Origin of the sequence: Bacillus sp. ISL-47 (assembly GCF_018613175.1) — a bacterium.
In the GTDB taxonomy this organism is placed as follows: Bacteria; Bacillota; Bacilli; order Bacillales; family Cytobacillaceae; genus Cytobacillus.
In genome coordinates, this window is record NZ_JAGGQS010000022.1 from 60,496 (window position 1) to 73,153 (window position 12,658).

Annotated in this window: 16 protein-coding genes, 1 tRNA gene and 1 pseudogene; 8 read left to right on the forward strand and 10 right to left on the reverse strand. The window is 37.5% G+C overall.

Going from position 1 to position 12,658, the window contains the following annotated elements; all coding sequences use genetic code 11:
- Window positions 1-19: 19 nt before the first annotated feature.
- The 8 genes and pseudogenes from J7I93_RS08815 to J7I93_RS08850 form a co-directional block, all read right to left on the reverse strand.
- A pseudogene (locus J7I93_RS08815) lies at window positions 20-829 on the reverse strand (hypothetical protein); the annotation flags it as partial.
- Between the two features lie 288 nt (window positions 830-1,117).
- Window positions 1,118-2,047 (reverse strand): recombinase RecT, encoded by a 930-nt coding sequence (locus tag J7I93_RS08820; RefSeq protein ID WP_214725335.1) that lies wholly within the window; start codon window positions 2,045-2,047, stop codon window positions 1,118-1,120.
- Complete coding sequence (locus tag J7I93_RS08825) at window positions 2,047-2,958, reverse strand: YqaJ viral recombinase family nuclease (RefSeq protein ID WP_251025783.1); 912 nt, start codon at window positions 2,956-2,958, stop codon at window positions 2,047-2,049. Before J7I93_RS08825 ends, J7I93_RS08820 begins: the two co-directional genes overlap by 1 nt.
- 139 nt (window positions 2,959-3,097) lie before the next feature.
- Window positions 3,098-3,301, reverse strand: a complete 204-nt coding sequence (locus J7I93_RS08830; protein WP_214725339.1) for a YqaI family protein — start codon at window positions 3,299-3,301, stop codon at window positions 3,098-3,100.
- A gap of 391 nt (window positions 3,302-3,692) precedes the next feature.
- Window positions 3,693-3,956 (reverse strand): helix-turn-helix domain-containing protein, encoded by a 264-nt coding sequence (locus tag J7I93_RS08835; protein ID WP_214725341.1) that lies wholly within the window; start codon window positions 3,954-3,956, stop codon window positions 3,693-3,695.
- Window positions 3,957-4,099: 143 nt separating this feature from the next.
- The gene (locus tag J7I93_RS08840; RefSeq protein WP_214725343.1) at window positions 4,100-4,801 is read right to left on the reverse strand and encodes an ORF6N domain-containing protein; all 702 of its coding nucleotides are present in this window, start codon (window positions 4,799-4,801) and stop codon (window positions 4,100-4,102) included.
- Complete coding sequence (locus J7I93_RS08845; protein ID WP_026041684.1) at window positions 4,802-4,990, reverse strand: helix-turn-helix domain-containing protein; 189 nt, start codon at window positions 4,988-4,990, stop codon at window positions 4,802-4,804.
- 76 nt (window positions 4,991-5,066) lie between these two features.
- The gene (locus J7I93_RS08850; protein ID WP_214725345.1) at window positions 5,067-5,324 is read right to left on the reverse strand and encodes a helix-turn-helix transcriptional regulator; all 258 of its coding nucleotides are present in this window, start codon (window positions 5,322-5,324) and stop codon (window positions 5,067-5,069) included.
- Between the two features lie 170 nt (window positions 5,325-5,494).
- Between J7I93_RS08850 and J7I93_RS08855 the strand changes: the two genes are divergently transcribed.
- From J7I93_RS08855 to J7I93_RS08870, 4 genes are all read left to right on the forward strand, one after another.
- Window positions 5,495-5,926: a helix-turn-helix domain-containing protein gene (locus tag J7I93_RS08855; protein WP_214725347.1), complete on the forward strand. Its 432-nt coding sequence runs from the start codon at window positions 5,495-5,497 to the stop codon at window positions 5,924-5,926.
- Between the two features lie 4 nt (window positions 5,927-5,930).
- Window positions 5,931-6,371, forward strand: a complete 441-nt coding sequence (locus tag J7I93_RS08860; protein ID WP_214725349.1) for an ImmA/IrrE family metallo-endopeptidase — start codon at window positions 5,931-5,933, stop codon at window positions 6,369-6,371.
- 118 nt (window positions 6,372-6,489) lie between these two features.
- Complete coding sequence (locus tag J7I93_RS08865) at window positions 6,490-7,026, forward strand: hypothetical protein (protein ID WP_214725351.1); 537 nt, start codon at window positions 6,490-6,492, stop codon at window positions 7,024-7,026.
- 168 nt (window positions 7,027-7,194) lie between these two features.
- Window positions 7,195-8,196 carry a beta family protein gene (locus tag J7I93_RS08870; protein WP_214725353.1) on the forward strand — a complete coding sequence of 334 codons (1,002 nt, stop codon included), beginning with the start codon at window positions 7,195-7,197 and terminating at the stop codon, window positions 8,194-8,196.
- Here the strand turns inward: J7I93_RS08870 and J7I93_RS08875 are convergent.
- On the reverse strand, window positions 8,165-8,737 hold the full coding sequence (locus J7I93_RS08875; protein WP_214725355.1) for a sce7726 family protein: 573 nt from the start codon (window positions 8,735-8,737) through the stop codon (window positions 8,165-8,167). The two genes, J7I93_RS08870 and J7I93_RS08875, sit on opposite strands and share 32 nt — an antisense overlap.
- A 183-nt stretch (window positions 8,738-8,920) precedes the next feature.
- Here J7I93_RS08875 and J7I93_RS08880 point away from each other — a divergent pair, with 183 nt between their 5' ends.
- On the forward strand, window positions 8,921-10,120 hold the full coding sequence (locus J7I93_RS08880) for a tyrosine-type recombinase/integrase (RefSeq protein WP_214725357.1): 1,200 nt from the start codon (window positions 8,921-8,923) through the stop codon (window positions 10,118-10,120).
- Window positions 10,121-10,218: 98 nt separating this feature from the next.
- On the opposite strand, the gene J7I93_RS08885 is transcribed toward J7I93_RS08880, so the two are convergent.
- Window positions 10,219-10,291 (reverse strand) — tRNA-Val (locus tag J7I93_RS08885).
- Between the two features lie 243 nt (window positions 10,292-10,534).
- Between J7I93_RS08885 and J7I93_RS08890 the strand changes: the two genes are divergently transcribed.
- The 3 genes from J7I93_RS08890 (at window position 10,535) to J7I93_RS08900 (ending at window position 12,493) form a co-directional block, all read left to right on the forward strand.
- Window positions 10,535-11,308, forward strand: coding sequence for a SurA N-terminal domain-containing protein (locus J7I93_RS08890; protein WP_214725358.1), 774 nt, complete (start codon window positions 10,535-10,537; stop codon window positions 11,306-11,308).
- 125 nt (window positions 11,309-11,433) lie between these two features.
- Complete coding sequence (locus tag J7I93_RS08895; RefSeq protein ID WP_214725360.1) at window positions 11,434-12,048, forward strand: YczE/YyaS/YitT family protein; 615 nt, start codon at window positions 11,434-11,436, stop codon at window positions 12,046-12,048.
- A gap of 226 nt (window positions 12,049-12,274) precedes the next feature.
- Window positions 12,275-12,493, forward strand: coding sequence for a WYL domain-containing protein (locus tag J7I93_RS08900; protein ID WP_214725362.1), 219 nt, complete (start codon window positions 12,275-12,277; stop codon window positions 12,491-12,493).
- Window positions 12,494-12,658: the final 165 nt, after the last annotated feature.

A 12,658-nucleotide genomic window follows, 5' to 3' on the forward strand; every position in this document is an offset into this window, starting at 1 on the left:
GCATTTCCGTACGTATTGGCTTGGATCGCATACCCTTAGGTTTATAAGAATTATTGCTTTTAAAAGGCTTAACGTTTTTAGCTGCTTCTTTTGCCTGTTCTCTTGCTACTAAGGCCTCATAATGATCCATGATGTATTTTTCACAGTAACCGAAGGCTTTAATGGCTCCATTTGGCTGACGTTCTTTATATTCAGCAAAACACTGTTCAAGCAATTTGATTGTTTGTGGCAACGGCATACCACGGGCGACAATCCGGGCGATTGCTTCATAATCTTTTGTTGTTGGGTAAACAGAACGTCCTTCTTGTATCGTTCGTAACTCTATGAATCTTTCAGCAATAATATCTACTGGGTCATTTTCTTTAGTAATAGTAATAGTAGTATTATTTATCTTTGTAATATCTTTATTAGAGTGGACACTTTTGTCCACATGACTGGACATTTCTGTCCACTCTGGACTGGACGTTTTTGTCCGGTCTCCATCAGACTGGACGTTTTTGTCCACTCTCTCTTTGCTGTATTTTTTAGAGTTTTTAACAGTTATAATATATCCATAAGGTGCTCTGGTGATCTTTATGTAACCATGTGTTTCTAGGTCATCCAGCCACCTTTGAACAGTTCTTTCGCTAACTCCAAAAGGTTTTGCCAACTCTGAGCGTTTCAATGGCTTATTTCCTAACACGATGCCCCAGGTTACTCCATCTCGTTCAATCTCTTTTGTAGTGGAACTGACGCACCAGAGAAAAAGCCACAATGCTGATCCAATTTTTTTGTAATGTTTCGGCTCTAATAATCCTGAATAGGTTGGAAATGGATAACTTTCGGGCACCGTATCACCTACTTCCTATGGACATTTTTATGACATGGCACGCATATCAGATTCCCCGATAGTTTCACATTTGAATATAAAATACTTTGAAAATACATCTCCATTTGGAATACGAATGGTCTTAACAAACATGTGATTCACTCCCTCTCACATACAGCAAATCCGTTTTTAACCCCTTTTACTTTGTAATCCGAATACCTCCGCATATACTCTAAAACAAGCATTTTCAATTGTTCTTTATCTCTAGCCTCCTCCCAGATCCATGCTGGAAGGAGGACATTTGTTTTGTTACTCTGCATCTTCAAAATCTATGTCCAATGATTCCTGGGCGGACATATTTTTGCTAGTTTTTTTCTTCTTTTGATCCGTATCAATAATTTCAGGCTCTTCATCTGATACATGCTCTTCCTTGCTTGGAGAGTCATACTGAATTGGCTCATCATACTCATTGGCCTCATCCGTAATATCTTTTACCTCACGCTCCTGCTCATCTTCTGAGAATGCTTTTTGCATATCGATGGACAAGATACCCCATTTGCCTAGCATATTTCTAAGAACCGTTTTCATAGCCATCGCATCGTAATCAGAGCGCCAAACATTATTAATGGATTTCTTGTCTTTTGCCTTGTTATGCTTAATCCTGTGCGCCTCGACCTCATCTCGGGTCCAATAGACCGTTTTTTCAAAGCCATTGACCAACTTAAAGTAGCCACAGTAACCGATGACCTTGTCACTTTTCCTGACATCCAAATCAAGGTCAATTTCCTCCGTTAGACGATTCCACTTTAGGAGTTCTCCTTCATATACCGGTATTACATTTATGGCCTTGTACTGGCCGCTTCTTAATGCCAGTTGAATGTATCCTTTGTATCCCAGTTGGAACTGCGCTGCCTTATACCCCTTTTTAGAATCATAAAAAGCAACAATCCAGGCGTAGCCTAAGTTTTTATCAACTGGTAAATCGAGAGATGCAGCAACCATTGCACTGGACACTATGGACATAGGCTCAGCTTCTCTTAGGCCAGGATCTCCGTTATACAAATTAAGAACGGAAGCCATAAATTGCGGAGCTTTATTGGCCAATACCTGCTCAAATTTCTTTTGCATTGTTGGCGTATTTAGTAGACTTTTAAGTCCAAGTGACTGAGCTGATACTTGCTTTGCTGCTGTCTCCTGTCTATTAGCTAATTGATTTTTCAATTCTGTATTGGTCGCCATCAATTAATCTCCTTTACAGCAAATTTTCGGAAAGAGGATTCTTTCAAAACTTTTTTGTAAATGTCTGGAAACCTCTCTTTCAGGGCTTTCGAATCCACACTTTTTCTATTCTGATTTTTCCAAGTGACAATAAATTGGTCAGTAATTCCTGTTTCAGCATCCTTCAATACTTCTTTTAATTTGTTTTCAATTTCCGTTTTTGCTGTTTTAATCAGCTTTTCATCGGATTTCACTTTCTCATATTGAACCAGCAAATCTTTATAGTCAGATGGAAGGACAATTTCTTTATCCTTCTCAGCACGATCGTACTTCTCTTTCAAATACTTCTCAGCTGCGCTGGATCCGTCTAGCTCTGGAGCATGCCCTTGCAGTACGTGATATTCCCAAAAGTGCTTTTCAGCATTGAAAATCATATCGATAAGGTCCTGGTCTCGCTCTACTTCCTTCCAGATGAACTTGTTCCCGCCAAGAAGAACAGCGATATAACCTTTTTCCTTGTCAGTCACTCCTAGATAATGCTGGAGCTGCACAAGATAGCTTGCCGGAATTTCTTCGCCTTCCCACTCTTTAGCAAGAAACGCACTGGCTGTCTTACTTTCCAAAACAGCTGATTCACCAACAACTAAACGGTCAACGTTTGCTTTTATAAATGGATACTTGGGATGGCTGTACATGAAATTTGTTCGGCGTACCTTTTTACCTGTACGCTTTTCAAACTCCTTGGCAACCACATTTTCCATTTGATTTCCCCAGTAAATTGCTTCATTATCAGTTTCCTGTGGTTCGACCTGTCCTGTCTTTTCTAGCCAAAGTTCAAAAGGTGTACGAAAATTATTAACTCCCAGTATGATTCCAGCATCACTTCCGCCGATTCCTTTAGCCCTTTCTTGCAGCCATTCATAACGGCTCATTGCTTTTGTACATACTGCATTAATGGCCACTATTGAGTCCTCCCTTTACCGCCAGGGGCCTATATGCTACAATGACGGTACTATAATTGTTTTTCGATTTTCATCGAACCCGGACACCTGCCTCCCAACAGGTGTCTTTTTATGCTGTTTTAAATTCAAATCCCATGACTTCTGTTAAATACCGCTCCAAGTTATCCCTCAAAATGATTTCACCGTCATATTCAACAATGTCATCACCAAAAAGAATTTCATGTCCAAAATAATCTAGCCCCACGTGTTCAGGCTGTTCAACCATATTCGGGTATCCAAACCTCTCTATTTGGTCAATCATAGGATGATTCATTTTTATCCTCCTCTCTATGTATTAGGTGCTTTATTCACACCGCGATAAGCCGAAACGTAGATGATGGGGGAATGGTAGATATTCGTTCCGACTTATCGCGGCAGGAACAAAGGTTCTTGCCGCCCTATTCTATGGATGTTAGAATAGAAGTATCGACGATTAAGTGGCAGTGAGCTGTGGTGAGCTTACTGCTTTTCTTTTTGATTTGAAGTAAAATCTCCAATTAAAATTCCCATGATGAAAATAAAATAGGTTCCGAAAATCATAGCTAGGACATAACCCAAGTCCACTTATGAACCCTCCTTTGGAGTACTGATCCTAACAGCCCAATCAATCTTGACTCCTTGCCTCTTCAATTTTTTAATTAATTGTTCCAGCTTCTCTTTTCTGGTCAGAACCATTGGATTATTCCTCCTATCAACGGCATTAACTGCTGTATTATCATCACTGGGTCTACCCCTGTCACAATGGCACATGCCACATCTTTAGCTGAGGTAACATCTGCCCACTTAATTAAAGTAGCGACATCCAGTGTTTTTTTATCTGTTTCAAATTTTGAAATACAACTCCGTGAACGATGAAGCTTCTCTGCGATTTCCTCCTGGGTAAGACCAGCTCGCTCCCGGCATGCTTTCAATACTGCGCCGAAAGTCAATCCTTTCTCCCTCCCTTCTATGTTCCAATTTGGAAACGTTCCAGTATGGAACCGACAAATTAATAGATTGCTATTAAAATTAATAGATGAAAGGAAGTGCACCGAATTCTTTTGAGCCTGGCAGCTTCGTTCGGTGCCTTCGCTCATGAAACTTTTCTAGGAAACCAGTTTTCTATGTAGCTGAGGGCTGATTGAAGCTCTTTTCTCTTAATGTCTTTGTAGCTTGCTACACCAAAACGGTCCTTTAATTCTCGATGTAGTTCCCTAAATAGCTTTGAACGGAACTCTGGATTACTTTCCAGCTCATAAACCTTTTGAGCGATTCCTTTCTGCACACGTCGTTGTTCGCCACTGGATAGAGTGATATGCTCTTCGACTTTATGATCAATCTCATAGACTAGCTTTCTGATTTTATGTTGTTCAGCTTTAATGGTTTGAGTATCCTCCATAAGATCTGCAGTTGTTCTCAGCACCGTTACCAGAGCCTGATCTTTTGATAGAGGAACCATGTCTTCTTTAATCGTGTAGTATTCATCGACCAGCCTTTCATATGCATCCCATGCTTGCTCAGTATTTAGTGATTTAGCGTGAAGCCAAGCTCCTTTTTCAGTCCAAAGATAGAGAATAGAAGTAAATTTAAGGCTGTCGTCAAATTGACGTGACCCTTTGAATTCCCGTAATTCTTCTCCGGATAAGGCAAAATAATGTTTGCCTTGAACATACCGATCAGCATTTCTTTGAAAGTTCCGGTTAATAATTTTTGCTTCTGTTCCAAAAGCTGCTGCAAGCTGAGTGGTTGTTAATACTCGCTTACCTCTTTGGCAAATAGGCTGCAATTGATTCATTTACATAGCCTCCAGACTTTTTTGTTCTTGGTCACGCATCCAGGCATTGATCGTTTCCAGAGAAAAGAAAATTCTTCGCCTAACCCTGAAATGTGGGATTTGTTTTTCACGGACCATCGTATAAATTGTGTCAGGATGGACACCAATATAATCAGCCACTTCCTGAGCTGTAAGAGTTTTTCGCTGCACTTTGAAATGGTCGTGGGCTATTAGCTTTTTGAGATCCATATTTTGCACCTCCTAAGGGTTTCAGATTTTATTTAGTCTAAGCAAGATTTCGCTCACGCAACTTTTTGTTGGGTTTTACTTCAAAAAAAATATCATACGGGTTAGCTTCGAAGAGCTCAGATATTGCAAGAGCTATGCTTAATTTTGGGGTACGTACTCCTTGTTCAATCATTCCATAATAACTTTCACTTATTTCGACATTATGGAACCTTTGTAATAAATCAACAACATCTTTTTGAAGAAGACCCTTTTCCTTTCTTAAAGAAATTAGGATATCTCTACGATTGCTTTTCATTTTGCACCTCCCAACATTTTGTTGTCTTTATTTTACCCAACAAAATGTTGTACGTCAATAATAAAACACAATATTTTGTTGTTGTTTTATTCAATTTGTTTAATTACCCAACTACAGGTTGTATAATTAAAGAGTAATTATTCCAGAAAGTTATAGAAACGAGGGTATTTATGTCACTACTCGCTGAGAGATTAAGGGAATTAAGAAAAAAGAACAAAATGACACAAAAGGATGTTGCTACCTTTCTTGGGATTAGCGAAAGTGGCTATGGATATTATGAGCAAGGACGAAACGAACCTTCATTAGAAACATTAAGAAAGCTAGCTTCTAAATACGGAGTGTCTGTGTCTTATATAACTGGTGAGGTAAGTGATAAACAAAATTCACAAAAGCCTTCCACAAAAGACGAAAAAGATATTGCAAAAAGAATGGAGAAAATTCGTCAAGACCTTTCTGAAGACGATGGCTATATGTTAATGGGGGAACCAATTAGCGAGGAAGCAAAGGAATCAATCATGGATGCCATGGAATATGCAATTAGACAAGCCACCAGGATTAACAAAAAATATATTCCTAAGAAATATCGTGATAAACAGGACTGATTAGATGAAGGATTTTATTGTTGCTGAAGTTCAAAGATTAATTAAGAAATTCAAGACAAGAGATCCTTTTCTAATCGCTGAGAAACTTGGTGTCCATGTTGTACCATGGGATTTTACGGATGAAGTCCAGGGAATGTACAAATATGAGAGAAAAAATAAATTTATTTTCATAAATAACAACTTGGGCAAAGTCCGTAATTTTGTCATGGGACATGAATTAGGTCACTCGGTTCTTCACCCCAAACATAATGCTTCATTCCTAAAAAAGAATACTTTCTTTCCAGAAAGCAAATACGAAAGGCAAGCAAGTCAATTCGCTGTAGAGTTGTTACTTCCAGACGAAAGTCTAAGTGAATATGAAGATTCACATCTTTCAATCTATGAAATTGCTGAAATATATGGTGTGCCAAGAGAACTTGCTCACTTAAAAAAATTTAAAAAATAGATAGTTTTTTCAATAAAACCAAACCATGTGACACGTAGATTTGCGTGTTTTTATATTGAGTATTAATGGGTAATTAATCCATAAATACATAAATTTATTAAAAAGGAGATTGGGTAAGATGAAGTACAAGTTTTTACTAGTTATCTCTGTTCTATCTCTAAGCTTTATCTTAGGGGCATGTTCAGGTACAGAGGAAACTAAAGAGCCGGTAAACAAGCCTACTGATGAAGTTAATGAAAAAGCAGAAGAACCGAGTGACACCGAAAAACAAATATCCGAGCAACAACAGAAAACTATTGACTCTCTCAATAACTTCCCAGAGTTCATAAATAATTATAAAGAACTCGGTGAAGAAAAAACGCCTACATGGGATAATTACCTATACGGTCAAGAAGTAACCTGGTCTGGCACTATAATGGAAATAGGTTCTTCACAAATTTGGATATTAGGTGCAGGAGATTACACCGGTCAAACGTGGGATGATGTTAATTCATCAGGTAATGAAGCTTACAATGTTTTTGTTGCAGATTTTACAGGTAATCTTCTCACCGATTTAAAACCAGGTGATAGTGTTACAGTCAAAGGTACTTTAGAATCACGCGGAGACTATGATTTAAATTACCATTGGAAAATTTATAATTCTGAGATTCAATAATTAGCCCTTTTGGGCTTTTCTTTTCAACTTTAAACGAACATATATTTCATGGAATTCTTTTGGAAATTAAATAAAATTCCAGGAAGTTAGGGACAGCATGAACAGCATTTATATTTAACCTAATTACTCCTGTTAATATAAAAATATTAACAAAATGGGGGATTATTAATGTTGTATGTACCAATTTTAAGATGTAAAGCAGGAGAAAAGGATGCATTAATTCAATTAAAGGATGATGTAAAAGACAAAATTGTTCCTTTATTTGAAGTTGCACCGGATACTATTTCTAAGTTCTCAGATATAACAAGGGCTTGGAAAAGTAGGAAGTTCTACTTTGACTTGCATGCTGCTCTAGAAATCGATAATGAAAAATACTTCGAGCTCATTGATAAATGCATTATGGATGATGTATTGAGTGATATGATTCCAGCGGTACATGTTTCTGACAATTCGGAAAAAATTGCAAAGGTTAAAGAAGTATCTGCTAACGGAATTGCGATTAGAGTTACAACTAATGAGCTTTCCGATCCAGACTTTGATTTTTCTTTCTCTGACATGTTGAGAGAGAACGAACTTTCAAATTGTGATCTTATACTTGACGCACAGTTTATTAATAATGACACTTTGAATACACAGATTTTTGTGTTAAAAAGTACTCTTTCAACTATTCCTAACCTTGCCTCATTCAGGCGAATTATCATTGCAAGTGGATCGATCCCTGATACTCTTAATGTTCCTAAAGAGGAACTAGTATCCATTCAAAGATTTGAAAAGCTATTATTCGAAAATATCCGAAAAGCTCTAATGCCAAAAGGCATTGAACCGATTTTTTCTGATTACACAATTTCACATTACTCCTACTTCGAATTTATTCCTGGAATGCAGATGTCCTTTAAGATCCGCTATGCAGCGGAAAATGAATACTTCATCTATAAAGGTCTGACTCTTAAAAAGGGAGGGTTGAAAATTGATAAAGTGCTAGAAGGATGTAAAGCAATAATTGAAAAGTCCGGACATTTTAAGGGTCCAGACTTTTCATGGGGAGACACTGAGATTTATGATAGATACTCAGGGGAAACAACTGGACCTGGTAATCTTCAAAGCTGGGTTTCAATAGATGAGAATCACCATATTACTCTCATGGTAAATCTTCTCTCCAACCGGTCCTAGTTTTTAGGGTCTCTCTCGTATAATCCTTCAATAGTTTAAATGCAATGTTTTCAATTGCCATCTCTTTGAGACCTGTTCTGTCTTTTTTTGAATAACCTCTTACCTTATTTTCTTTAAGGTAAGACCTTAACTCAACATTCCAGAGCAGGTCTAAGAGATTGTACAATGAGATCTTTTTATTCATTTTGGTTGATCGAATTTTCTTAATTGAAATTGTACCAAACCTATTTACATATGCTACTTGTATACCCCAATGTGAAGGGATATAGTCAGCAATTCGATCTTCGAATTTTTGACCCACAACAATTGTATTTTTATCAAACGTTTTATCATAGCACTCTATTTGATTTATTAATCTTTCCAGGCTATCATGGTCACTCTTTATTTCAAAACCATGAAAAACTCCGTTTGCTAATGCAATATCAGCACGGGCCAATCCGTCGCAAATAACTAGTTCTTCAATTATCCTGTAGTGTTTGCCGCGGTTTTCTTTATGAATTTTTTCAATTAATTTCGCCCTGATATCAAAATCAGTAAGCATATTACTTCACTCCATTTTATTCGTTCAATTAAATATTACCATTAGGAAATATTTTTTAGAACAGAGAATTAAATATCCACCTAAAAAGTTGCCTGTTGAACTAGGCATTTTTATTTCAACACCGAACAGAACATATATTCCCTTATCGAAATTCTTGATAAAATTAATAAGGAGGAAAAAATAATGGCAAGCGTTCAAAAACGAGGAGCAAACTCTTTTATGCTTGTTGTAGAGGTCGGTTATGATTCAAAAGGCAAAAGAAAGAAGAAAACCAAAACTATACGAATTAAGGATCAGTCTTTACTAAAAACAAGAAAGAAATTAAATGACTACCTGCAGTCAGAGTTAGTTAAGTTCCAAATGGAAATTGAGTCAGGTGCGTACATTACTCCAGAAAAAATGATTCTTGCAGAGTTCGTAAAAGACTGGCAGAAAAAATATGCTGAAAAAGGCGGGCTAAGTGAACAAACATTAGATGTTTACCTTACTCACTTTAAAAACCACATCCTCCCTGCTCTTGGCCATTTGCGACTAGACCAGATAAAGCCGATTCATATTGTTAACTTTTTATCTCAATTAAAAAAAGTAGACGGCAGCCCCATGGCTGTCTCCACTGCGCAATATGTATATCGTGTCCTTAGAAACATTCTTCAGCGAGCTGCAGATTGGAAGATTATAAAAAGTAACCCTGCTGCAGATGTCTCAAAACCCAGCCAACGAGGAATTTTAGAGAAAGAAATAAACGTATATGATGAAAATGAAGTAGCCATATTGTTTGATGCTGTTCAGGAAGAACCGGTACATTGGCGTGTATTTACTTCTCTTGCTCTTGCTGCTGGATTAAGACGTGGTGAATTATTAGGGCTGGAATGGTCTCATATTGACTTGGAAAAAGGTATTGTTCAAATCAAACAGATTATAACACGTGGTACCGGCGGAAGACCCATTTTAAAAGGTCCAAAATCAAGGAATTCAAAACGGGTTATTTCTTTGCCGCGTATGATGGTAGAGGAGCTAAAAAGATACCATATACACTGGAGAAAAGAAAAAATGCGGATGAGAGATTTGTGGATTGAGCATGAGCATGAATTTGTCTTTTGCAATGAAAACGGAAAACACTATTACCCCACCACGCCTACTACCTGGTGGAAACGATTTACCGACCGGGCTGGAGTCCGATTTATCAGGTTACATGATCTAAGACACACTTCAGCAACCCTACTAATAAATCAGGGTGTTCATGCAAAAATTATTTCAGAGAGACTGGGTCATTCAAATATCCGTATAACCATGGATACATATGGACATGCTTTACAAACTGCAGATCAGGAAGCAGCTAACAAATTAGACTCACTTTTTACACGGCAAAAAAATAGCATTTAAAAATTTCGTCAACAATTCGTCAACAATTGGGGTTTACTCTATATTTTTAAGAATATAGAAAAAGCCTAGAACCGTTGAGGCTCTAGGCTTTTAACTGATGATTCCGACTGGGTTCGAACCAGCGACCTCTACCCTGTCAAGGTAGCGCTCTCCCAGCTGAGCTACGGAATCCTATTTTGTTTTCCCCTAGTGAGGACAATATAAAATATAAACTTTTTTCACATAAAAGTCAATACCGATATTCATTTCATTAATAGAAGATTAATAGTTTGAAAATAGATTACATTCACATTACATTTTTTTGATTTAAGTCTGTAATGTATCTTTTTAAGAAAATATGCTTTATAATGCCCTCTATATGATTCTTTTGTTAGATGAATCAAATATTTCAGGGTTACGGAAGGAGAAAATTTAATGAAAAAACTAATGTATCCCTTTTTACTAGTATTACTTTCTGCAGTGTTAGCAGCTTGCGGTGCAGATGAAGAAGGCAAGAGCGCAGAAAAAGATGATAAGGCCAAAACGGCTGAAACGGCTGAAACCGATCAGCAGGATCAGCAAAAGCAAATGGAAGAAATGCAAAAGAAAATGGAAGAACAAAAGCTTGAGGAAGATAAAACAGTTGCAATTGTAAATGACCAGGAAATTCTTGGCCGGGAGTATAATAGCGTTCTTACATCATCCCAAATGATGTTTCAGCAAATGGGACAAGATCCTACTACTAAAGAAGCTGCAGAGCAAATCAAGGAGCAAACGCTTGATAGCTTAGTTGGCCAGACTCTTCTTCTCCAGGAAGCGGACAAAAAAGGCTATAAAGCTTCTGATGAAGAAGTAAAAAAGCAGCTTGAAGAAACAAAAGGACAATTTAAAGACGATAAAGAATTCGAAACAGCCATGAAGCAGGCTGGTCTTAATCCAGACTCCTTAGAGAAAGAAATTGCCAACAACATTAAATACACAAAGTATATCGATAGCGAAATTAAGCCTGAAGAGGTTACAGACGCCGAGATCCAGAAGTTTTATGATGAGTATGCAAGCCAGGGTGGCGCTGAAGGCCAAGAGCCCCCTAAACTGGAAGAAGTAAAGCCACAGATCAAGCAGCAGCTTGAACAGCAAAAACAGCAAGAAATACTGGTTAAGCATGTTGAAGAATTAAAGAAAAGCGCCAAAATCGATATCAAGGTCTAAGCCTCGAGCAGCTTCCCTTTTTGGGTGGCTGTTCTTTTTATATGATAAAATTACCTTCCTCTTTTCATCTTCCTCCCCTTGAGAAATTATTTAAATACGGTAATATGTATTGGGGAGGCTACATCATGATAAAACATATAACAATCATTCAAATCATTGCAGGTTATTTAATACTCACTTTGGGTGTCTCATTAATTATTTTATCCGGTCTTGGTGCAGGTGCTTGGGATACCGTCTATGTTGGACTTTTTAAAAAGTTCGGTCTGACAATCGGAACATGGTCATTTCTGGTTACTACTTCCCTAATATTTTTCAACGCACTGCTCTCCTGGGAAAAGCCACAATTCAAATCCTTTATAGGTACTTTATTAGCAAGTCTTGGAATCGATCTTTGGCTGGAACTTGTATTTAACAGCACTGATATTACACTTTTTCCTGTTCAAATCCTCTCCTTCTTTTCAGGTGTTTTATTACTTGGATTTGGCGTTTCCATTTATATCCGCCCAAAATTATTTAGCGGACCCATTGATGGTTTAATGATTGCAACAGCTAAAAGGTTGAATATTAGCATTAAAAACGCCCGTATCCTAAATGAATCCTTGGCTTTGGCTTTTGGTTTCCTGTTAGGCGGTCCGGTAGGATTAGGTACTTTATTCGTCGCCATCTTTTTAGGCTACACAATCCAATATGGCACAGTGTTCCTAAACCTCTTGAAAGATAAAGGACTAAAAATTATTTAAAAGGCGTGCGAATGCACCGAGGAGCGTCGGACCGCCCGCGGAAAGCGAGCCCTTGGAGTGGAAATTAACAGGCCAATTTTATAGAGCTATTGTCTTGGAAAGAAGAGGGTGCCCAAAAGCTATACTTTTGGGACACCCTCTTTTTTATGCGAACATATTTTCTGTTAACGCTTGAAAAAGAACATTCGTTCGTATATAATGTAAATATAAGTAAGGAGGGATTTATATGAAAGGAATTCTTTATCGAGCAATGGAAGAGAGAAAGCCTGTGGAAATCATCTATCTCTCCAAACGTAATTCATTTACACAAAGAAAAATTTTAATTAAAGAACTGCGCGGGAGCACTATTTTGGCTTACTGCTTATATAGAAAGCAAATGCGCATTTTTAATTTAAATCATATTATGTCCATTCTGCCAGATAAGAAAACACGCCAAATCAGCTAATTCAATACTTCAAATAACAAAAGCTTGTATTTCTCATACGAAATACGGCTTTTTATTATGCCTTCCTGCCTTCACTGCATTTCTGTCCTGCACTGATTAACTGCCACTTAAGAGGGTATATATTCCTGAAAAGGGCTTTGTCCTGTGAATTACATTTAGAAGAGA

Bases quoted from the DNA above. Each gene is read 5' to 3' on its own strand.
- J7I93_RS08820 (WP_214725335.1), bottom strand. From the start codon at position 2,047: ATGGCGACCAATACAGAATTGAAAAATCAATTAGCTAATAGACAGGAG.
- J7I93_RS08825 (WP_251025783.1), bottom strand. From the start codon at position 2,958: ATGAGCCGTTATGAATGGCTGCAAGAAAGGGCTAAAGGAATCGGCGGA.
- J7I93_RS08830 (WP_214725339.1), bottom strand. From the start codon at position 3,301: ATGAATCATCCTATGATTGACCAAATAGAGAGGTTTGGATACCCGAAT.
- J7I93_RS08840 (WP_214725343.1), bottom strand. From the start codon at position 4,801: ATGAATCAATTGCAGCCTATTTGCCAAAGAGGTAAGCGAGTATTAACA.
- J7I93_RS08850 (WP_214725345.1), bottom strand. From the start codon at position 5,324: ATGAAAAGCAATCGTAGAGATATCCTAATTTCTTTAAGAAAGGAAAAG.
- J7I93_RS08855 (WP_214725347.1), top strand. From the start codon at position 5,495: ATGTCACTACTCGCTGAGAGATTAAGGGAATTAAGAAAAAAGAACAAA.
- J7I93_RS08860 (WP_214725349.1), top strand. From the start codon at position 5,931: ATGAAGGATTTTATTGTTGCTGAAGTTCAAAGATTAATTAAGAAATTC.
- J7I93_RS08865 (WP_214725351.1), top strand. From the start codon at position 6,490: ATGAAGTACAAGTTTTTACTAGTTATCTCTGTTCTATCTCTAAGCTTT.
- J7I93_RS08870 (WP_214725353.1), top strand. From the start codon at position 7,195: ATGTTGTATGTACCAATTTTAAGATGTAAAGCAGGAGAAAAGGATGCA.
- J7I93_RS08875 (WP_214725355.1), bottom strand. From the start codon at position 8,737: ATGCTTACTGATTTTGATATCAGGGCGAAATTAATTGAAAAAATTCAT.
- J7I93_RS08880 (WP_214725357.1), top strand. From the start codon at position 8,921: ATGGCAAGCGTTCAAAAACGAGGAGCAAACTCTTTTATGCTTGTTGTA.
- J7I93_RS08890 (WP_214725358.1), top strand. From the start codon at position 10,535: ATGAAAAAACTAATGTATCCCTTTTTACTAGTATTACTTTCTGCAGTG.
- J7I93_RS08895 (WP_214725360.1), top strand. From the start codon at position 11,434: ATGATAAAACATATAACAATCATTCAAATCATTGCAGGTTATTTAATA.
- J7I93_RS08900 (WP_214725362.1), top strand. From the start codon at position 12,275: ATGAAAGGAATTCTTTATCGAGCAATGGAAGAGAGAAAGCCTGTGGAA.